The organism is Nocardia sp. NPDC050713 (assembly GCF_040654315.1).
GTDB lineage: Bacteria > Actinomycetota > Actinomycetes > Mycobacteriales > Mycobacteriaceae > Nocardia.
The window spans coordinates 158000-177923 of sequence record NZ_JBFAHS010000011.1; the positions used below are offsets into that span (position 1 = coordinate 158000).

Genomic DNA, 19924 nt, shown 5'->3' on the forward strand with positions numbered 1-19924 from the left:
CCGCCGCTCTGCCGCAGCCTGACGCCCGCCATCGAGCCGCCGCAGCGCTCATCACTTCGCCACCGCGCAACACCGTCAGCCGCCACGACACCTCTGCACCGAAACCCTTGCCCCACCGCGCGTTCACTGCGCACCCCGCTGGCGGAAGTTCAGCGCCAGCATGACGTCCTGCGCGCTGGGCACATCGGCCCCGCGCAGATCGCAGACCGTCCAGGCGACACGGATGGCGCGGTCGGCGCCCCTGGCCGACATGCGACCCATGCGCAGGGCCGCCTCGACCGGGGCGACGGACTCGCGGGGCAGTCGAAAGCGTTGGCGCAGTGCGTGTCCCGGGACCTCGGCGTTGGTGAGCCAGCCGTGCTCGCGCCAGCGGTGCAGCGCGGCCTTCCTGGCCGCCGCGACGCGCTCGCGCACCACCGCACTGCTTTCGGCGGCGTCCGAGCTGAACGTCGCGCCCGATTGGCCGTGCATCTGCACCCAGATATCGATGCGGTCCATCAGCGGTCCGGACAGTTTGCCGAGATAGCGGCGGCGCGCGAGGGGCGCGCAGATGCAGTCGACGTCGCGAGCGGGCGCGCAGGGGCAGGGGTTCGCGGCCAGCACCAGTTGGAAGCGGGCCGGGTAGCGCGCCACCCCGTCGCGGCGAGCGATGCGAACCTCGCCCTCCTCCAACGGAGTTCGCATCGCTTCGAGGACCTTGACACCGATCTCGGCGCATTCGTCGAGGAAGAGCACGCCGCGGTGGGCCCGACTCACCGCACCGGGACGGGCCGAGCCCGAGCCGCCGCCGATCATCGCCGTGACCGAGGTGGAGTGGTGTGGTGCGACGAACGGCGGCACGGTGATGAGCGGATGATCGCCGGACAGCGCGCCCGCCACCGAGTGGATCGCCGTCACCTCCAGCGCCTCAGCTTCCGACAGCGGCGGCAGCAGACCGGGAAGACGTTGCGCCAGCATGGTTTTGCCTATGCCGGGTGGCCCGGTCAGCAACAGGTGGTGGCCGCCCGCCGCGGCCACCTCGAGCGCCCAGCGGGCCTCGTCCTGACCGACCACCTCGCTGAGGTCGCCGTAGGAGCGCGCCGTATCGGGCAGTTCGCCGCTCGGCTCCGGCAGCGCCGCCTCACCGCGCAACCAGGCGACCACGGCACGCAGACTCACCGCGCCGAACACCTCGACGCCCTCGACCAGACCCGCTTCCGCCATGGCGCATTCGGGCACCACCACCGTCGACCAGCCCGCGTTGCGCGCGGTGATCACCGCGGGCAGGATGCCGCGCACCCGGCGCACCCGCCCGTCCAGTGCGAGCTCGCCCAACAGCACCGTCTTCACCAGCCGTTCCGAGGGCACCGCGCCCGCCGCGTCCAGTACCGATACCGCCAGTGCGAGGTCGTAGACGCTGCCGATCTTGGGCAGAGTCGCGGGCGACAGGGCGAGGATCACGCGGCCGTCCGGCCACTTCTCCCCCGAATTGGCCACGGCCGAGCGGACCCGGTCGCGCGATTCGGAGAGCGCGGTGTCGGGCAGGCCGACCAGGTGCACCGACGGCAGCCCCTGACCGATGTCGGCCTCGATCTCGACCAACTGCCCGTCCACGCCGGCCACCGCGACGGAATGGGCGCGCCCCAGCGCCATCAGAAGACCGCCTCGAGGTGGTCGATCACCGGGTTGTGGCCGGGCTGGATCAGCACCGAGATCACGTCGAAGCGTATTCGCCGCCAGGGGCCGTCCTGTTCGGCCAGCCAGAGCAGCGCGAGCCGCCGGATGCGCTGCTGCTTGGTGAAGGTGACGGCCTCGGCGGGCGTGCCGAAGCCGAGGCCGCTGCGGGTTTTCACCTCGACGAACGCGGTGGTCTGGGAGTCACGCGCGATCAGATCGAGTTCGCCGTACCGGCAACGCCAGTTGCGCACGACGATCTCCATGCCCGCGTCCCGCAGGAACCGTGCCGCCAGCTCTTCCCCGTATGCGCCGAGTGCCTGTTTGTCTGCCACCCGACGATCGTGACCGCACCGCGCCGCAGTCCGGTCGCGATGACCTGGGCCGATACCTGCCCTGTGGACTACGACGCCACTGTGGACAACACGCCGCGGCGGATTCCGAAGCGATACAAGCTGGCAGGCCGCCGTGGTAGCGGCGCTACCGGACACAGCGCATCGCCGCCCGCGCGGCGGCCGAAAGGCGTCTCGCCTTCCGTCAGCGGAACTCGCGCGGCGCGGATTACTCGGGAAGCCGCAGGTCCGGCTTCTCCAGCTCCTCGATGTTGACGTCCTTGAAGGTGATCACCCGGACGTGCTTGACGAAGCGGGCGGGCCGGTACATGTCCCACACCCACGCGTCGCTCATGCGTACCTCGAAGTACACCTCACCGTCGGCGTTCTGTGGGCGAAGCTCCACGGAGTTGGCCAGGTAGAAGCGGCGCTCGGTCTCCACCACGTACGAGAACTGACCGACGATGTCCTTGTACTCGCGATACAGCGAGAGCTCCATCTCGGTTTCGTACTTCTCGAGGTCCTCGGCACTCATCGGGTGGGACGTCCTCCTTCTCGCGGCACTGCATCGTATCGGCGGCGTTCGCTCGGCCTGCGTGGTTACCTCGCGCTACCGCCTGCTGGCCTGACGCTCACACCGTCCGGTCGTCTCTCCACATCATCTCGCATGGGCGGCATCGGTAGCCACTCGGCTGTCCTCGAGCCCGTCGGCGAGCACCGCGTCGGCGTACTCGACGGCCGGGTCGAGCGGCCGCAACCCCGCCGTCTCGCGCACATTGCGCCACGATCGCCGGTGTTCGCTGCATGGACCGAGCTCGTTCAGCGCGGCGGTGTGCTCGGGCGTGTTGTAGCCCTTGTGCGCCGCGAAACCGTAGCCGGGGAATCGCTGGTCCATCTCCACCATGATCCGGTCACGGGTCACCTTGGCCAGGATGCTGGCCGCCGCGATGCACGCCGCCGCCGCATCTCCGCCGATAACGGGTAGTGACGGGACGGGAATGCCGGGGACGCGGAACCCATCGGTCAGCACGTAGCCAGGAGTGTGCCCGAGGCCGGCCACCGCGCGGCGCATCCCCTCGATATTGGCCACGTGGATACCGATCGAGTCGATCTCCCACGCCGGGACCACGACGACCTTCCAGGCCAGCGCCAGCCGCGTGATGACCGGATACAGCTCCTCGCGGGTGGCTTCGGTGAGCTTCTTGGAGTCGTCGAGGCCCGCGAGTTTGTCGTAGGCCTTCGGTGCGAGCAGGCAGGCCGCGACGACCAGTGGTCCGGCGCACGGGCCGCGACCGGCCTCGTCCACGCCCGCCACCGGGCCGAGCCCGCTGCGGATCAGCGCCGCCTCCAGCGTGCGCAAGCCGCCCGCTTTGCGCATCACCACGCGCGGCGGCCACCCGTTGCTTGCCGTCATTCGGTTACCCACTGCTCCGGCCTGCCCCACCGTCCAATTATCCTGCGGCCGCGCCGATCAGTTCGTCTGCGGGTCCTGGGAACGAATGAGCCCCATCCGATTCGGCGGCCAGATCTTGACGACGGCCTTGCCGCGCACGTTGTCGATGGGGACGGTGCCCTGCCATTCGTCGCCGACGTGGGCGCGCGAGTCCGCGGACTGGTTGCGGTTGTCGCCCATCACCCACAGGTGCCCCTCCGGAACCTTCACCGGACCGAACACGCGGCCCGCGGGATAGGTGGGGTTCTGCTGGCCGGCCAGCCAGCGGTAGTCGTTCTCGACGTACGGCTCGTCGAGGGGCTTGCCGTCCACCATGACCCTGCCCTGCGCGTCGCAGCACCGCACGGTCTGACCGCCGACCGCGATGACCCGCTTGACCAGGTCGTTCTCGTCGGGCGGCACGAGGCCGAAGAAGGAGAAGAAGTTCTGCACGCCGCGCACGATCGCGTTGTCCGAGCGGATCGACTGGTAGCGGGTGTTCCAGGAGGGCGGTCCGACGAAGACCACCACGTCACCGGGTTGCGGGTCGCTGCCGTAGTAGCTGACCTTCTGCACGTAGATGCGGTCGCCGATCTGGAGGGTCTCCTCCATCGACTGGGAGGGGATCACGTACGGCCGCCCGACGAAGCTGACCATCAGCGCGGCGATGACGGCCGCGATCACGATGAGGACCGGCAGCTCCTGCCAGAACGGGCGCTGCTTCTTCGGCTTCTTCGCCTGCCGCCTGCCGCGGCGTCCCCCCTCGTCGTCCGATCCGGACACCGACACCGACCCACTTTCGTCTGCCACGCGGAACAGACTAGCCCGGCACCATGACTCGCGTCCGGTGCCGGGCCAGTGAAGATCACTCGTGCCGGGTCAGGGCGAAGCGCTCAGCGCTTTTCCTTGATCTTGGCCGCCTTACCGCGCAGGTCGCGCAGGTAGTACAGCTTCGCCCGGCGGACGTCACCGCGGGTCACGACGTCGATGTGGTCGATGTTGGGGCTGTGCACCGGGAAGGTGCGCTCCACGCCGACACCGAACGACACCTTGCGCACGGTGAAGGTCTCGCGGATGCCACCGCCCTGGCGACGGATCACGACGCCTTTGAAGACCTGGATGCGCTCCTTCGAGCCTTCGATGACCTTCACGTGCACATTGAGGGTGTCGCCCGGACGGAAGTCGGGGACATCGCTGCGCAGCGACTTTTCGTCGACGAAGTCAAGGGTGTTCATTTCCATCCTTCTGGAGTTCGCGCGAACAGAGGACCCTGGCGGCACGGTGCGTGCTCGACCGGTTCATGCTCCGAATTAAGGGATGCTCCCGGGGTCGACATGCACCCAGGGCAACCTGTGCATTGTGCCAGACCCGAGGGCCGTGCCGAAAATCGGGCCCAAGGGATCGCCGTCGCATCGACCGACGCCGGGACGACACCGGCCACGGTACATCGCCCTCCGCAGCGGGCGCCGCCACCGGCCAGGCCATCCGCGACAGATATCCGATCGGGACCCACTCCCGCCGAAGAGCCGAATGCCGCTGGCCCAACTCCGCCACGCCCCGAAAACAGGCCGCGCTCTCGTCAGCGATCGAGTTCCACCGCGGCCCGGTGCAGCGCCGCCGCCAACCGGTGATTCTCCGCCGCGTCGAAGGCGAACGCGGCCCGCCGGCGGGTGTACCCGTACGCGACACCCGACCGCGGATCGGCGAAGCCGTCCGATCCCGCCGAACCGGTGTGGCCGAAGGCCCGCGCACCGAGGAATGGGTACGACAGCCCTTTGGCCTCGAAACCCAGGGCGAACACGGCGTCACCGCGCACCAGATCGGGTCCCGGCGCGTGGATCGTCGTGAACTCGGCGAGGGTGTCCGGGCGCAGCAGCGGAGGGCGGCCGTTCAGTTCCGAGATGGCGGCGGCGTACATGCTCGCCACACCTCGCCCGCTTCCGACGCCACCGGCCGAAGCCTGCCCAAGCGACCGCACCTCGCGGCTGTTGGGCAACCGCATCACATCCATCGGCGTGAACGCCGGTGTGGCGTTCAGGTTGTAGGAGATGCCCGCGATGCCCTGCGGGTTCGGCGAATTCGCGTCGAAGGCCGCCTCCATCTCCGGGGTGGCCAGCCACGGGAGGATCTCGCGGAAGCGCCCGTCCTGCGCCTCGGGCAGACCGAGATAGAGATCCAGCTCGTAGGGCGCCCTGATCCGTTCCTCGAACAGCTCCTGGATGGAGCGGCCGACCAGGCGTCGCACAACCTCCCCGAGGATGGCGAAGGTGACGAAGCCGCCGTATCCCTGGGCCGACCCCGGCCGGAAGTGCGGATGCTGCCGGACTATCAGTTCCGCGATGACCCGGTCGTCGGCCAGCTGTGCCACGGTGAAGCCGCCCTCGATCCCGATCAGCCCGGCGCGGTGGGTCAGCACCTGCCGTAGCGTGATCGCCGACTTGCCCGCCGCCGCGAACTCCGGCCAGTAGTGGGCGACGGTCCGGTCCAACTCGAGCACGCCGTCCTGCACGAGGAGCGCGACGACCAGCGTCGCGGCGCCCTTGGTGGTGGAATGCAGGCCGGTCAGCGTCTCGCCGGTGACCTCGGGCCCGGCCCAGAGATCGACCACCTGCCTGCCGTGCACGAATCCGGCCAGCTGTGCACCGGATTCGCCGTTCTCCTCGGCCACCACCGCGGCGAACTCCGCCAGGACCTCCTCGAATCCCGCCGCGACGGTGCCGTGCACGACCGCCGTGGCGACGTCCGCGCTCATCCGAGCACCGGGTAGTTCGCGCGGAAGACGCCCCGTGGATCGCGAGCCCGCTTGATGTCGGCCAACCTGTCCACGGTCGACGCGTCGAAGGCCGCCGACGCGCGCTCGCCGGGAGTCAGGAACGTGTACGGCTTGCCCGCGCCCAGATGGCCGTCCAGCGCGCCGACGATCCGCCGCTGTTCGGCGGCGACCGCGTCGGCGAGGTGCGGCAGACCCAGGCCGAGCAGGTACAGCAGGTATGGCTCGCGCACCGCCGCGCGTGCGCCCGGTTCCGGCGCGGCGGCGGCGAGCGCGCCGCCGAGGTGGCGGATCTGGAGGTTCACCAGCGGCGCGAGCGGGTCGTCGAGCAGGATCTTCGCCACCGTGTCGTCGAGATCGGTCAGCAGCTCGGCACGGGACAGCGCCGGGCTCGGATCGGTGGGTTCGGCGGTGATGTCGCCGAGGTTCGCCACCGACAACTCGCCGCGCTTGTCGACGACCGCGCCACCGATGGCGTCGACTCCGGCGAGCAGTTCCTTGGCCGCCTCCGCGTCGCCGAGGTAGGCGACGTCGAGCGCGACCATCGGTGGGGCGTCGGGGAATTGGAAGCGGTGGAACCACAGCGACAACTCGTCGGGAGCCCGCTCGGTGAGTTCGCTGAACGCCTCGAAGACGGCGCGGGTGGCGGTGCCGGGCCACATCACGCGACCGCCGTAGAGCGCGGGCGCGGGGTGCAGGTCGAATTCGAGCGCGGTCACCAGTGCGTAATCCCCACCGCCGCCGCGCAGCGCCCAGAACAGCTCCGGGTCGGACGCGGCGGTGACGCGCGCGGGACGGCCCTCGGCGTCGACGATCTCGAACGCGCGCACGTCGTCGCTCGCCCAGCCGAACTTCCTGCCGAACCAGCTCAGCCCGCCGCCGAGGGTGTAGCCGGTGACGCCGACGACCGGGTTGCTGCCCGCCAGACCGGTCAGTCCGTGCGCACCGACGGCGGCTTGCACCTGTCCCCAGGTCGCGCCCGCGCCGACGCGCGCCCACCGCTCGTCGGCGTGCACCTCGATGTGGTCGAGGCGCGCGGTACGGACGAGGATCACGCCGTCGCCGTTGCCGGACGCGCCGTGGCCGGTCGGCTGGGTGGCGACCGTCAGTCCCGCGCCGCTCGCATGGCCGACCAGCGCCGCGGCGTCCGCGGCATCGGCGATCTCGACCACCGCGGCCACGGACTGGCGCACGGTGAGATTCCACGCCCGCGCGGCGCTGTCGAATTCCTCGTCACCGGGCAAGAAGACCCGGCCGCGAACAACGCCGCGGAGATTGTCCAGTGTCATTTCCCTTTTCCTGTCTGCTGTTTCGTTCGAAGAATCGCTAGGCGCGGCCGAAGCGGCGCAGCGCGGCCCATGCTTCGGGCAGCGGTTTCGGGTCGCGCCGGGCGGGCGAACGCAGCGCCCAGGACGCGACGGTGAGCCCGAGAAAGACCAGCGGGGAAATCGCTGCGGCCGCCGGGTCGCCGACAGCCAGGTGCGAAAGGGCGGCGCCGCCGTAGACGAAAGCCAGTCCGGCATAAGCCCATTCCTTCACACGCGGCGTGCCGGGCGCCAGCACCGCGCCCACGGCGGCGACCTTGGCGGCGCCGATGATGGTCGCGAAGTAGAGCGGGTATTCGAGACGTGCGAAAGTGTCCTGCACGTAGGGAATTCGCGCGAGATCCCAGTACGCGCCCACTACCGATTCGGTCATCAAAATGGCCGTAGCTCCCCCGAAGGCGATCATCCTCGCGCGTGATCCGCGGTGCGACGCACCGTCTTCGATCGGGGTCGTGGTGAATTCCGCGGGAATCGGCATCGCTGTCTTCATCTTTCGGCCTTCCTTGTTGCTCCGGTTGGCGTCGCGCTCATCGCGCATCGCCTCATCGCTGTTCGACTGGATGACGGAGGGCAGCGCGGAAAGGTAACGAGTGTGATATAGACCACACGAAAAGGCGGCGCTGTCACGTCCGGCGACTCCGGTTCGTCGGTAAGTCGACGGAGAGGACACGACGTGAACGACCACGATTTTCTGGCGGGGCGCTTCGAAGGCCACCGGCCGCATCTCACCGCGGTGGCCTACCGCATGCTCGGCTCGGTCGCCGAAGCCGACGACGCGGTTCAGGAGGCGTGGCTGCGGCTGGCCAGGACCGATGCCGCCGACATCGACAATCTCGCGGGCTGGCTGACCACCGTCGTCGGCCGGGTCTGCCTCGACATGCTGCGGGCGCGCACCTCCCGCCGGGAGGAGCCGATGGCCGAGCGCCTGCCGGATCCGGTGATCGGCCCGGAGGACGGCACCGATCCGGAAGGCCAAGCGGTGCTGGCCGATTCGGTCGGCATGGCGCTACTGGTGGTGCTGGAGTCGCTGAACCCGGCCGAGCGGCTCGCGTTCGTGCTGCACGACATGTTCGCGATGCCGTTCGATCAGATCGCGCCGATCGTCGGCAAATCGCCGGCCGCGGCCAAGATGCTGGCCAGCCGCGCCCGCAACCGGGTGCGCGGCCGGGCGCCGGTGCCGGACCCCGATCTGCCCCGCCAGCGCCGGGTCGTGGACGCCTTCCTCAGCGCCGCGCGCGGCGGCGATTTCGACGCGCTGCTGGCGATCCTCGATCCGGACGTGGTGCTGCACGCCGACGGCGGCGCGACGGTGCCCGGTGGCCTGCGCGTGGTGCGCGGCGCGGAACGAGTGGCGGCGATGCTCGACACGTTCCACCGGATGGCGAACCTCTACGACACCCACCCGGCCCTGGTCAACGGCGTTGCCGGACTGCTCAATACCGCCGAGGGCAAGCCGATGTCGGTGATGAGCTTCACCGTGACGAACGGCCGGATCGCCGAGATCGACATCCTGTCCGATCCCGAACGTCTCGCGCGACTCGACCTGGTCCCAGCCGACGACCGTCGATAACGCGAGGTCAGTGCCCCTCGTCGTGATCGGCCGCCCACGGCAGGTGGTGGTGCCGGTGCGGCGCGGGCGGCGCGGGCACGACCGTCCTGGTCAGCTCCGCCTCCGCCGCCGTGCGCACGTGCTCGACATCGGGCTTGCCCGCGACCAGGTCCTGCACGAAGATCTTGGCCCGGATGACCGGCCTGCGATACCGGCGTTCCCGCACGATCGCCCGGTACATCAACCGCCGCCGGTCGCCGTAGCGCCACCGTGCCCATGGCGCGCCCGGCCTGCTCAGCCGCAGCGCGCCGACCACCAGCAGCGGCGGGAAGAACATGCCGAACAGGCCGGTCCAGATCTTGCCTTTGGCGATGACGATCGCGGCGAGCATCAGGTTGACGAGCGCGAACACGGTCGCCACGATCCGCGCGCCGGTGCCGATGGAAGCGCGAAAGTCGTTGATCTCCAGCAGTGACAGCGGATGGAAACCGAGCAGCAGCAGCCCGGTCACCGCGAGCGCGACGAACACGGCGTCCACCGAGGTGCGACCCTGTTCCTCCCAGTACACGTCGCGCAGGTAGTAGATCAGCGCGAACTCGTCCAGGACCAGCGCGGCGCCGACACCGAAGGCCGCCGACAGCGCGCCCGCGGTGGCACTGCTGCCCTCCTCGAAGACGGCGACCAGGCCGAGTCCGGAGCCGAGCACCAGAATCACGCCGAACACCATGTGATGGATGTGCACGGTGCCCGCTCGGAGGTTGCCCGGCCACCAGCGCACCTTGGCCCTGATCATCCGGACGCTGAGCCGGATGAACAGGAACCCGACGATGAAGCCGAAGAGGAAGCACAGCAGCGGTAGGCGGCCTTGCGCGATCACATCGTCTTCGAGCCACCGTCGCATGGCCGCCTACATCCCTCCGCCCCCGCGCTGGCTCCTACTGTCCGAAACCGGCCCGGCGCAGCGCGTCGGCCATGGAACCGCTCGGCGCGGGGGCGTTGCGCCGCTGGTTGCCCTGACCGCGGCCCTGCTGCGGCCGCCCTTGACCATTCTGCCGCTGCCTGCCGTCGCCGCCCTGACGTCCGCCGCCCTGGCCGCGGTTGCCGCCGCGCTCGCTCTTCGCGGGCGCCCCCGGCTCGTCGTCCAGGCGCAGGGAGAGACCGATGCGCTGACGGGCGACGTCGACCTCGAGCACCTTCACCTTCACCACGTCACCGGACTTCACCACCTCGCGCGGATCCTTGACGAAGTTGTGCGACATGGCCGAGACGTGCACCAGACCGTCCTGGTGCACACCGACGTCGACGAACGCGCCGAACGCCGCGACATTGGTGACCACGCCCTCGAGCACCATGCCGGGCTTCAGGTCGGCGACCTTCTCCACACCGGCGGCGAACTCGGCGGTCTTGAACTCCGGGCGCGGGTCGCGGCCCGGCTTCTCCAGCTCGCTGATGATGTCGGTGACGGTCGGGACACCGAACTTCTCGTCGGTGAACTCGGCGGCCCGCAGCGCGCGCAGCACGGTGGTGTTGCCGATCAGCTCGGACATCCCGCGACCAGTGGATTCCAGAATGCGCCGGACCACCGGGTAGGCCTCGGGGTGCACCGCGGAGGTGTCGAGTGGGTCGTCGCCGCCACGGATGCGGAGGAAGCCCGCGCACTGTTCGAACGCCTTCGGACCGAGCCGGGGCACGTCGAGCAGGGCGGTGCGGCTGCGGAACGGACCGTGCTGATCACGATGCGCCACAATGCTTTCCGCCACGGACGACGCGATGCCCGATACCCGGGAGAGCAGCGGCACCGAGGCGGTGTTCACGTCGACGCCGACCGCGTTCACCGCGTCCTCGACCACCGCGCCCAGCGAGCGAGCCAGCAGCGTCTCGGAGACGTCGTGCTGATACTGGCCCACGCCGATCGACTTCGGGTCGATCTTCACCAGCTCGGCCAGCGGATCCTGCAGGCGGCGCGCGATGGACACCGCGCCGCGCAGCGAGACGTCCATGTCCGGCAGTTCCTGGGAGGCGTAGGCGGAGGCGGAGTACACCGACGCGCCCGCCTCCGAGACCACGATCTTGGTCGGCTTGTTCGCCGGGATGCGCGAGATCAGCTCGGCGGCAAGGGCGTCGGTCTCGCGCGAGGCGGTGCCGTTGCCGATCGCGATGAGTTCGACGCCGAACCGCGCGACCAGCGCGCCGAGTACCGCGAGCGACTTCTCCGTCTGACCCTGCGGCTTGTGCGGGTAGATGACCTCGGTGGCGACGACCTTGCCGGTGGCATCGACGACCGCGACCTTGACGCCGGTGCGGTAGCCCGGGTCCAGGCCCATCGTGGTGCGAGTGCCCGCGGGCGCCGCGAGCAGCAGATCGCGCAGGTTGGCGGCGAACACGTCGACCGCGTCCTTCTCCGCGGCCTGACGCAACCGCATGCGGGTGTCGATACCGAGGCTGACCTGAAGCTTGGTGCGCCACGCCCAGCGCACCGTGTCCAGCAGCCAGGAATCGGCGGGGCGGCCCTTGTCGGCGATGCCGAACCGCACCGCGATGCGGCCTTCGTAGACACTGCGCTCGCCTGGCTCGGGCTCTTCGGTGTCCGGCTCGAGGTGCAGGGTGAGCACGTCCTCCTTCTCACCGCGCAACAGCGCGAGCACGCGGTGCGAGGGCAGCTTGTGGAACGGCTCGCTGAACTCGAAGTAGTCGGCGAACTTCGCGCCCGCCTCCTCCTTGCCCGGCCGCACCGTCGAGCTGATCTGACCGCGGTTCCACATCATCTCGCGCAGCTCGCCGACCAGATCCGCGTCCTCGGCGAACCGCTCGACCAGGATCGCGCGGGCGCCGTCGAGCTGCTCGGCGGTGTACTGGCCGGGATCGGTGGTCGGATCGCCGATCAGCGCGTCGGCCACCGGCTCATGCCCCGCCTCGCGCGCGATCTGCGCCTTCGTGCGCCGCTTCGGCTTGAACGGCAGGTAGATGTCCTCCAGGCGGGCCTTGGTCTCGGCGAGCATCAACTGCCCGAGCAGCGCGTCGTCGAGTTTGCCTTGGCCACGGATGGATTCGATGATCGCGCCACGGCGCTCGTCGAGTTCGCGCAGGTAGGACAGCCGCTCGTCGAGCTGGCGCAGCTGGGCGTCGTCCAGCCCGCCGGTCACTTCCTTGCGGTAACGCGCGATGAACGGCACGGTCGAACCCGCGTCCAGCAGTTCGACCGCGGCGCGGACCTGGCTCTCGCGCACACCGAGTTCGTCGGCGATACGCCTGCCCACGCTGGCCAGCGGGGCGCCTGTCGGTGCGGCGGCGGTCGTGTCGGTGCTGTTCTGCTCTGAACTGGCGATCTCGGGCGCTGTCGTCACGACCCGCAACACTAGCTCGTCAGCCCGCCTCTCCGCGTCTCAGGCCGGTCGTGAGAGCCTCGGGAGTTTCGCAACGGGCCGGCGGTCGGGAGCGGGGTATGTTTTGGGCGTACCCGACGAGTTACCCGGGCCTCGCGAAATCAGTTGTCGCCTCGGCAGGCCTACCCCCGCGTTCGCTCCGGCCGTGCGCGGGCTGACAGCGGACTACCTCCGGCAGCGCTCATCGGGCGTACCTCCGCATTCCCTCCGGCCATGTGTGCGCTGACGACGGGCTCCGTCCGGCTGCGCCCATTGTGCCCCGAGGAACGGAGGCGCCGGTTTCGGTGCGCCCGTTCCTCGGGGCTCAGTGGGGGCAGCTCGGGCTAGCCGAGGAGTTCCCTTGCCATCTCTCGCATCTCGGCCTTGCGGATCTTGCCCGTGACGGTCATCGGGAATTCGTCGACCAGGTGGACGTAGCGCGGGATCTTGAAGTGGGCGAGTTTGCCGGTGCAGAAGGCGCGCAGGGACTCGGCGTCCAGCGGGATGGCGCCCTCGCGCATGCGGATCCAGGCCATCAGTTCCTCGCCGTACTTCGCGTCGGGCACACCGATCACCTGGGCGTCCAGGATGTCCGGATGGGTGTAGAGGAATTCCTCGATCTCGCGGGGGTAGATGTTCTCGCCGCCGCGGATCACCATGTCCTTGATCCGTCCGGTCACGGCGATGTACCCGTCGGCGTCCATCACGCCGATGTCGCCGGTGTGCATCCAGCGGGCCGCGTCGATGGCTTCGGCGGTCTTCTCCGGCTGATCCCAGTAGCCGAGCATCACCGAGTAGCCGCGGGTGCACAGTTCGCCGGGCTCGCCGCGCGGGACGGTCAGACCCGTTGCGGGATCGACGATCTTGACCTCGAGATGCGGGCCGACGCGGCCGACGGTCGCGGTCCGGCGATCGAGGTCGTCCTCGCGGCGGGTCTGGGTGGAGACCGGAGACGTTTCGGTCATGCCGTAGCAGATGCACACCTCGTGCATGCCGAGCCGGTCGATGACCCGCTTCATCACCTCCACCGGACACGGCGAACCCGCCATGATGCCGGTCCGCAAAGTCGACAGATCTGGTGTCGCGCCCGTCTTCTCGAGCACCGAGTCCAGCTCGGCGAGCACGGCGATGAACATCGTCGGCACGCCGTAAAGGGAGGTGCAGCGCTCCAGGGCGACCGCTTCCAGGGTTGCCGCCGGGTCGAAGGCCTGCGCCGGAATCACCACCGCCGCACCGTGACTGGTGGCGGCCAGATTGCCCATCACCATGCCGAAGCAGTGGTAGAAGGGCACCGGCACGCAGATCCGGTCTTGTTCGGTGTACCCGCACAGCTCCCCGACGAAGTAACCGTTGTTGAGGATGTTGTGATGGCTGAGCGTGGCGCCCTTTGGGAAACCCGTTGTGCCCGAGGTGTACTGGATGTTGATCGGATCGTCCGCCGACAACGTCACCGCCACGGCGGCCAGTCGCTCGGCGTCGACCGGCGCGTCGGCCACCGCGGCCCAGTCCGCGCCGCCGAGGATCAGAACCTGGTCGAGGCCCGGGCATTCGGGTCGGACCTCCTCGATCATGGCGACATAGTCCGAGGTCTTGAACTCCGGTGCGGCGATGAGCATCCGAACCCCGGCCTGGCGCAGCACGTATCCGAGTTCGCTGGTGCGGTAGGCCGGATTGATGTTGACCAGGATCGCGCCCAGCTTGGCGGTGGCGTACTGCACGAGGAACCACTCCGCGCAGTTGGGGGCCCAGATGCCGACGCGATCGCCCTTGGTGAGACCGCGGGCGGCGAGACCGGACGCTATCGCGTCGACCGCCGCGACGAGTTCGCGGTAGGTCCAACGGCGTCCGGTCGGCGAGTCCACCAACGCTTCCCGATCCGGATGTGCCGCGGCGGTGCGGTCCAAGTTGGCCCCGATGGTGTCGCCGAGCAGCGGCGCGTCCGAGGTGCCCGAGGCGTAGCTCGGCAGCGCGAGGTTCATCGAGCACCTCCCTGCTGCCGCAGCACGAAACGCTGCACCTTGCCGCTGGGCGTCTTCGGCAGACTCGTCACGAAATGCACCCGGCGCGGATAGGCGTGCGCCGCGAATTTCTCCTTCACCAATTGCTGTAGCTCGGCGGCCAATTCGGCGCTGCCCGCGGATCCGTTGCGCAACACCACGAATGCCTCCAGCACTTCCCCGCGCAACTCGTCCGGCAGACCGACCACCGCGGCCTCCGCCACCTGGTCGTGCAGCACCAGCACGCTCTCCACCTCGAACGGGCCGATGCGGTAGCCCGCCATGATGATCACGTCGTCGTCGCGGGCGGAGAAGTGGAAGAACCCGTCGGCGTCGCGGGATCCGGCGTCGCCGGTGAGATACCAACGGCCGTCGGCGGTGTAGCGCTGCGCGGTGCGCTCGGGGGCGTCGAGATAGCCCAGGAACCACAGCAGCGGACTGCGCTCGGTGTCGATCGCGACCCGGCCGAGTTCACCGGGCGCGGCCTCGACGTCCGCGTCCTCGGCGAGCACGGCACAGGTCCAGCCGGGCAGCTGCCTGCCCATCGATCCGAGCGGGGCGTCGGCGCTGAGCTCGTCGTGCCAGGCGTTGCAGACGACCATGCCGTGCTCGGTCTGCCCGTAGTGGTCGCGGACGGCGACGCCCAGATTCCGCGCCGACCAGGCGACGACCTCGGGGGTGAGCGGTTCGCCCGCGGAGGAGGCGCGGCGCAGCGCGAAACCCGTTGGCGGCGCGTTGTCGTCGGCCCGCAGGGCGCGGTAGACGGTGGGCGCGGCGGCGAAGTTGGTGACCCCGAAGCGCTCCATGACCCGCCAGGTGAGCGGCGCGGAGAAGCCCGCGTGCAGCAGCAGGCTGCGGGTGCCCGACGCGAGCGGGCTCAGGATCGCGTAGTAGAGCCCGTAGGCCCAGCCCGGATCGGCGGCGTTCCAGTAGACGTCGTCGGGGCGGACATCCAGCGCGAACTCCTGATACGCGTGGAAGGAAGCCAGCGCGCGCAGCGGGATCGGCACGCCCTTCGGGGTGCCGGTGGTGCCGCTGGTGAACAGCTGGACGAGCAGTCCGTCACCGCCGACCGCGACCGCCGCGGCGCGCGGGTCGTCGGCGGCGTACGCGTCGAGCAGGTCGGCGAAACGCAAGGTGTCCGGTCCGACCTCCTCGGACGATCCCGCGACGACCAGTCGCCATGGCGCGTCGGCCGGAATGTCGTCGCCGGGCGCCAGCTTCACGGCCTGATCGGCGTCCGCGACGACGAGCGCGGCGCGGGCGGCCGCCAAGCGGAAGGCGATGGCAGGCGGCGCGAACGCGGTGAACAGCGGCACGTGCACAGCGCCGCGGCGCCAGATGCCGAGCAGCGCCACGATCAGGTCCGCGGACTTGCCCATCAGGGTGGCGACGCGATCGCCGCGCCCGACCCCGAGCCCGGCCAGCGCCGCGGCGAAACGCGCCGAACGCTCGCGGAGTTCGCCGTAGGTGAGGTCGGTGGCGCTCAGGTCGGCGTCCACCACCGTGAACGCGACGCGCTCCGCCGGATGTCGGTCGCACAGCAGCTCCGCCGCACAGGCCTCCGGTCCGTCGTAACACTCCAGCAGTTCGCGCACCCGCGCGTCCAGGTCCGTGCTCATGTCGCCTCTCCTCGTCGGTGATCCACGCCACCCTCGTGTCCCATAGGATGTGGGTTGCATCACGTTCGTCACTACCCCCGAAAAGGGGTGAGTCGTTTGACCACCACTTCCCTGCTGCGGCCCCGCGACGCGGACGCGCTGCGCGCCGAGATCCGCTGGGTGGCGCATCGGGCGGGCGTCCCCGTCGTATTCGGTGGCGAGGTGCACGAGGATGCGTTGCTGCTCACCGAGTTCGTCGGGACGATGACCAACGGGCTGCGCGGCCTCACCGTGTTGCGCCGTTCGGGCCTCGGCGGGCAGGTCATGGATATGCGCAGGCCCGCGTCGGTGGCGGACTACCGCAACGCCGCCTCCATCACCCACCACTACGACGCGCCGGTCTCGGGCGAGGGCATCCGCTCGGTGCTCGCGGTGCCGGTGGTCGTCGACGATCGGTCGCGCGCGGTGCTCTACGCCGCGACACGCGGTACGAGCCCGCTCGGCGACCGGACCGCCGATCTGATGATGCAAGCGGGCAAACGGCTGGCCACCGAGTTCGCGATCCGCGACGAAGTGGATCGGCGGCTACGGCTGCTGGAGATGACGGCGCCGACGCCGGACACCGCGCCCGCCGCCACCGAGGAATTGCGCGACATCGGAGCCGAACTGCGCGGCCTGGCCCGCACGGCCACCGACGAGCGACTGCGGGCCCGGCTGCACGGCATCTGCGACCGTCTCGGCCGGGTCCTCACCGGCGAACCCGCTCCCGACGCGCCGCGCCTGTCCCGCCGGGAATTGGACGTGCTCGCCGAGATCGCGCTCGGATGCACCAATCAGGAAGCGGCCCAACGTCTCTCGCTCGGTGCGGAAACGGTGAAGAGCTACCTGCGCAACGCCATGACCAAACTGGACGCGCGCACCCGGCACGAGGCCGTCGTCACCGCCCGCCGCCTCGGCCTTCTTCCCTGATTCGGACCGACCTCCCTCATCCGGCACCGACCGTCGGCTCGGCCCGTGCCATGATCATGCGGTTGTGCGAACGCACCCTGGTCGCTGGCCGCGAACCCAGCGTGCGCGGGGAAGCCCCGATTCTTGCCATGGCGCTGGATCATTCGGAGCCGCAGTCCGCGCCCTGGGGTCTGATGATCCACGGGTACCAACGGCAGCATCGCCGTCATACCGGCTCGATAGCAACCGCTCTGCGCCCCTTGGGCCTTCGGCGTTTCCGGTGTTCGGGCCGATTCGCCCGGCCGCCAAGGGATTGCGGCGGCCGTTGGAGGACTCCCGGGTCGGGGCGGTGATGTGGTCCGCCCTACACTCCCTTGCGTGACAGAGCCTTTCCGTATCGCGGGATTGTCCCTGGACTGCGCCGACCCCGATGCGCTCGCGCGGTTCTACCTCGATCTGCTCGGCGGACACACACTGTGGAGCAAGGAGCGCAGCGCGGCGATCCGCATCCCGTCCGGTCTAGCGGTCATCGCGCAGCGGATCGCGGACTACAAGCCGCCCGTGTGGCCCGGTAGCTCGATCGTGCACTTGGATTTGGCGGCCGACGACGACTTGGACGCGTGCGAGCAGCGCGCGCTCGCGTTGGGTGCGGTGCCCGCGCCCACCCAGCCGGGCGACCGGTGGCGGGTCTTGCTCGATCCGGCCGGGCATCCGTTCTGCATCACGACGGCGCAGTTACCCGACTGAACGACGCTGTCGATCCTCCGACTGGCGGACAACCCGATAACGTTGGCGCTTCAGGAAATTCGGCCGCTGGATGATTCACTCCGGCGGCAGCAGATCCGGGCGGCGTTCGCGGGTGCGGGCCAGTGACTGTTCGCGACGCCAGGCGGCCACCTTCGCGTGGTCGCCGGAGAGCAGGATCGGTGGCACGTCGAGGCCGCGCCAGCTGACGGGGCGGGTGTAGCTCGGACCTTCGAGCAGGCCGTCGGAGAACGAATCCTCTTGGTGCGACTGCTGATTGCCGAGCACGCCGGGCAGCAGGCGCACGACGGCCTCGGTCATCACCAGCACCGCGGCCTCGCCGCCGATGAGGACGTAGTCGCCGATGCTGACCTCTTCGACGCGCACCCGCCGCGCGGCGTCGTCGAACACGCGCTGATCGATGCCTTCGTAGCGGCCGCAAGCGAAGACCAGATGCTGCTCGGCGGCCCAGCGCTGGGCGGTGGCCTGGGTGAACGGGACGCCCGCCGGGGTGGGCACCACCAACAGGGCGTCGTCGGGGCACACCTCGTCCAGCGCGTCGCCCCAGACGGTCGGCTTCATGACCATGCCCGGCCCGCCGCCGTACGGCGAATCGTCGACCGACTTGTGCACGTCGTGCGTCCAGCGCCGCAAGTCGTGCACGTCGACGGAGATCAGTCCCTTGTCGATGGCCTTGCCGAGCAGCGCCGTGCGCAGCGGCTCCAGATACTCCGGAAAGATCGTGATGACGTCGAGCCTCATCCCAGCCCCTTCGTTCCGCCGAGATTCCCGCGCCCGGCGCGCGCAGTGCCCATCACTCGGGATCGAGCAGGCCCTCGGGCGGATCGATGACCACCAGCCGGTCGGCGAGCGACACGGTGGGCACGATCGCCGTGACGAACGGAATCAGGATTTCCCGGCCGTCGTCGGCGGCGCGTACCGAAAGCAGTTCTCCCGCAGCCGAATGCAGCACCTCGGTGACCGTGCCGACGACCGTGCCATCGGTGAGCTGGACGGTCAGCCCCTCCAGCTCGTGGTCGTAGAACTCGTCCGGATCGTCCGAGGGCGGCAGGTCCGCGCTGTCCACGACGAACAGCGTGCCGCGCAGCGCGTCGGCGGCGGTGCGGTCGGCGATCCCGGCGAGAAACACGAGGAGCCGGCCCGAGTGCTCGCGGGCCGACTCCACGGTGAAGTCGCGAACCTCCGACGAGCGCGGCAGGCGACCACGCAGGGTGGTGCCCACCGCGAAACGCTCTTCGGGTTCGTCGGTGCGGACCTCGACGACGAGTTCGCCGCGCACACCGTGCGACTTGGCGACCCGCCCTACGACGAGTTCCATCTACTGATCGGTGTCGACCACGTCGACCCGGATGCCCCGGCCGCCGATGCCCGCGACGAGAGTGCGCAGCGCGGTCGCGGTGCGTCCGCCGCGGCCGATCACCTTGCCCAGGTCCTCGGGGTGGACGTGCACCTCGACGGTGCGCCCGCGACGGCCGGTGATCAGCTCGACGCGGACGTCATCGGGATTGGCGACGATGCCGCGCACCAGGTGCTCGACGGCATCCGCCACTACCGCGCTCACGACTCCACCTCGCTAGCGCTCGGCTCGGTCGCGAGCGCGGTGCGCGCTGTGTCGATGGTTCGCTCGCTGCGCTCGCTCACGATTACTCGGCAGCCTCGGTAGCGGCCTCGCCCTCGGCCTCTTCCTTCTTGGCCTTCTTCTTCGGGGTGACGGCCTCGGCGACCGGCTCGTTCTCGGCGGCGGCCAGCGCGGCGTTGAACAGGTCCAGCTTGGACGGCTTGGCCGGCTTCACCTTGAGCGTGCCCTCGGCGCCCGGCAGGCCCTTGAACTTCTGCCAGTCACCGGTGATCTCCAGGAGGCGCTGCACCGGCTCGGTCGGCTGCGCGCCGACACCCAGCCAGTACTGCACGCGCTCCGAGTCGATCTCGATCAGCGACGGCTCTTCCTTCGGGTGGTACTTGCCGATGGACTCGATGGCCCGGCCGTCACGACGGGTGCGGGCGTCCGCGACGACGACGCGGTACTGCGGGTTGCGGATCTTGCCCATGCGGGTGAGCTTGATGCGAACAGCCATGCTGATCTGCCTCTTTCAGGTAGTTGGTCACGGCGCGATTCAGCGACCCGCACGGTCTGCGAGCCCGGTTTCGCGCTTGAAGTGTGTGACCGCCGCGCGGTACGTAACCGGAGAC

Annotated in this window: 19 protein-coding genes and 1 pseudogene; 3 read left to right on the forward strand and 17 right to left on the reverse strand. The window is 69.7% G+C overall.

The annotated features are described in order from the left end of the window. Positions 1-123: 123 nt before the first annotated feature. The 9 genes and pseudogenes from AB0H49_RS21120 to AB0H49_RS21160 form a co-directional block, all read right to left on the reverse strand. Entirely contained in the window at positions 124-1632 is a 1509-nt protein-coding gene (locus AB0H49_RS21120; protein WP_354999336.1) for a YifB family Mg chelatase-like AAA ATPase, read from the reverse strand. Continuing rightward, on the reverse strand, positions 1632-1988 hold the full coding sequence (locus AB0H49_RS21125; protein WP_357253726.1) for a YraN family protein: 357 nt from the start codon (positions 1986-1988) through the stop codon (positions 1632-1634). The genes AB0H49_RS21120 and AB0H49_RS21125 overlap by 1 nt, the downstream gene beginning before the upstream one ends. Before the next feature lie 226 nt (positions 1989-2214). Further along, positions 2215-2520 carry a DUF2469 domain-containing protein gene (locus AB0H49_RS21130; RefSeq protein ID WP_011210678.1) on the reverse strand — a complete coding sequence of 102 codons (306 nt, stop codon included), beginning with the start codon at positions 2518-2520 and terminating at the stop codon, positions 2215-2217. A 234-nt stretch (positions 2521-2754) separates the two neighbouring features. Further along, positions 2755-3399: pseudogene (locus AB0H49_RS21135) on the reverse strand (ribonuclease HII); the annotation flags it as partial. Between the two features lie 57 nt (positions 3400-3456). Next, the gene (lepB, locus tag AB0H49_RS21140) at positions 3457-4206 is read right to left on the reverse strand and encodes a signal peptidase I (protein WP_357253842.1); all 750 of its coding nucleotides are present in this window, start codon (positions 4204-4206) and stop codon (positions 3457-3459) included. 104 nt (positions 4207-4310) lie between these two features. Next, positions 4311-4652: a 50S ribosomal protein L19 gene (rplS, locus tag AB0H49_RS21145; protein WP_011210681.1), complete on the reverse strand. Its 342-nt coding sequence runs from the start codon at positions 4650-4652 to the stop codon at positions 4311-4313. A 344-nt stretch (positions 4653-4996) separates the two neighbouring features. Then, a complete protein-coding gene (locus AB0H49_RS21150) occupies positions 4997-6169 on the reverse strand; it encodes a serine hydrolase domain-containing protein (RefSeq protein WP_357253729.1) in 1173 nt (390 codons plus the stop codon). Then, the gene (locus tag AB0H49_RS21155) at positions 6166-7476 is read right to left on the reverse strand and encodes an FAD-binding protein (protein ID WP_357253731.1); all 1311 of its coding nucleotides are present in this window, start codon (positions 7474-7476) and stop codon (positions 6166-6168) included. The genes AB0H49_RS21150 and AB0H49_RS21155 overlap by 4 nt, the downstream gene beginning before the upstream one ends. 37 nt (positions 7477-7513) lie before the next feature. After that, entirely contained in the window at positions 7514-8002 is a 489-nt protein-coding gene (locus AB0H49_RS21160) for a DoxX family protein (protein WP_357253733.1), read from the reverse strand. 183 nt (positions 8003-8185) lie between these two features. Here AB0H49_RS21160 and sigJ point away from each other — a divergent pair, with 183 nt between their 5' ends. Then, positions 8186-9082 (forward strand): RNA polymerase sigma factor SigJ, encoded by an 897-nt coding sequence (gene sigJ / locus AB0H49_RS21165; protein WP_357253735.1) that lies wholly within the window; start codon positions 8186-8188, stop codon positions 9080-9082. Between the two features lie 7 nt (positions 9083-9089). On the opposite strand, the gene AB0H49_RS21170 is transcribed toward sigJ, so the two are convergent. The 4 genes from AB0H49_RS21170 to AB0H49_RS21185 all read right to left on the reverse strand — a co-directional run bounded on the left by AB0H49_RS21170 (position 9090) and on the right by AB0H49_RS21185 (position 16042). Further along, positions 9090-9962, reverse strand: a complete 873-nt coding sequence (locus AB0H49_RS21170) for a hypothetical protein (protein ID WP_354999330.1) — start codon at positions 9960-9962, stop codon at positions 9090-9092. A gap of 34 nt (positions 9963-9996) precedes the next feature. After that, the gene (locus AB0H49_RS21175; protein WP_354999843.1) at positions 9997-12327 is read right to left on the reverse strand and encodes a Tex family protein; all 2331 of its coding nucleotides are present in this window, start codon (positions 12325-12327) and stop codon (positions 9997-9999) included. Between the two features lie 440 nt (positions 12328-12767). Next, positions 12768-14402 carry an AMP-binding protein gene (locus AB0H49_RS21180; protein WP_357253737.1) on the reverse strand — a complete coding sequence of 545 codons (1635 nt, stop codon included), beginning with the start codon at positions 14400-14402 and terminating at the stop codon, positions 12768-12770. Beyond that, complete coding sequence (locus AB0H49_RS21185) at positions 14399-16042, reverse strand: AMP-binding protein (protein WP_357253739.1); 1644 nt, start codon at positions 16040-16042, stop codon at positions 14399-14401. Before AB0H49_RS21185 ends, AB0H49_RS21180 begins: the two co-directional genes overlap by 4 nt. 96 nt (positions 16043-16138) lie before the next feature. Between AB0H49_RS21185 and AB0H49_RS21190 the strand changes: the two genes are divergently transcribed. Continuing rightward, the gene (locus AB0H49_RS21190) at positions 16139-16990 is read left to right on the forward strand and encodes a LuxR C-terminal-related transcriptional regulator (protein WP_357253741.1); all 852 of its coding nucleotides are present in this window, start codon (positions 16139-16141) and stop codon (positions 16988-16990) included. Positions 16991-17347: 357 nt separating this feature from the next. After that, positions 17348-17716 (forward strand): VOC family protein, encoded by a 369-nt coding sequence (locus AB0H49_RS21195; protein WP_141809511.1) that lies wholly within the window; start codon positions 17348-17350, stop codon positions 17714-17716. 75 nt (positions 17717-17791) lie between these two features. On the opposite strand, the gene trmD is transcribed toward AB0H49_RS21195, so the two are convergent. The 4 genes from trmD to rpsP form a co-directional block, all read right to left on the reverse strand. Beyond that, entirely contained in the window at positions 17792-18475 is a 684-nt protein-coding gene (gene trmD, locus AB0H49_RS21200; RefSeq protein ID WP_354999326.1) for a tRNA (guanosine(37)-N1)-methyltransferase TrmD, read from the reverse strand. Positions 18476-18527: 52 nt separating this feature from the next. Beyond that, entirely contained in the window at positions 18528-19052 is a 525-nt protein-coding gene (gene rimM / locus AB0H49_RS21205; RefSeq protein ID WP_354999325.1) for a ribosome maturation factor RimM, read from the reverse strand. After that, positions 19053-19295: an RNA-binding protein gene (locus AB0H49_RS21210; protein WP_067782143.1), complete on the reverse strand. Its 243-nt coding sequence runs from the start codon at positions 19293-19295 to the stop codon at positions 19053-19055. A gap of 82 nt (positions 19296-19377) precedes the next feature. Further along, positions 19378-19809, reverse strand: a complete 432-nt coding sequence (gene rpsP / locus AB0H49_RS21215; protein ID WP_067782140.1) for a 30S ribosomal protein S16 — start codon at positions 19807-19809, stop codon at positions 19378-19380. Positions 19810-19924 lie beyond the last annotated feature (115 nt).

Coding starts and splice junctions, on each gene's coding strand:
- AB0H49_RS21120 (WP_354999336.1), bottom strand. CDS start 1,632: ATGGCGCTGGGGCGCGCCCATTCCGTCGCGGTGGCCGGCGTGGACGGG.
- AB0H49_RS21130 (WP_011210678.1), bottom strand. CDS start 2,520: ATGAGTGCCGAGGACCTCGAGAAGTACGAAACCGAGATGGAGCTCTCG.
- rplS (WP_011210681.1), bottom strand. CDS start 4,652: ATGAACACCCTTGACTTCGTCGACGAAAAGTCGCTGCGCAGCGATGTC.
- AB0H49_RS21150 (WP_357253729.1), bottom strand. CDS start 6,169: ATGAGCGCGGACGTCGCCACGGCGGTCGTGCACGGCACCGTCGCGGCG.
- AB0H49_RS21155 (WP_357253731.1), bottom strand. CDS start 7,476: ATGACACTGGACAATCTCCGCGGCGTTGTTCGCGGCCGGGTCTTCTTG.
- AB0H49_RS21160 (WP_357253733.1), bottom strand. CDS start 8,002: ATGAAGACAGCGATGCCGATTCCCGCGGAATTCACCACGACCCCGATC.
- AB0H49_RS21170 (WP_354999330.1), bottom strand. CDS start 9,962: ATGCGACGGTGGCTCGAAGACGATGTGATCGCGCAAGGCCGCCTACCG.
- AB0H49_RS21180 (WP_357253737.1), bottom strand. CDS start 14,402: ATGAACCTCGCGCTGCCGAGCTACGCCTCGGGCACCTCGGACGCGCCG.
- AB0H49_RS21185 (WP_357253739.1), bottom strand. CDS start 16,042: ATGAGCACGGACCTGGACGCGCGGGTGCGCGAACTGCTGGAGTGTTAC.
- trmD (WP_354999326.1), bottom strand. CDS start 18,475: ATGAGGCTCGACGTCATCACGATCTTTCCGGAGTATCTGGAGCCGCTG.
- rimM (WP_354999325.1), bottom strand. CDS start 19,052: ATGGAACTCGTCGTAGGGCGGGTCGCCAAGTCGCACGGTGTGCGCGGC.
- rpsP (WP_067782140.1), bottom strand. CDS start 19,809: ATGGCTGTTCGCATCAAGCTCACCCGCATGGGCAAGATCCGCAACCCG.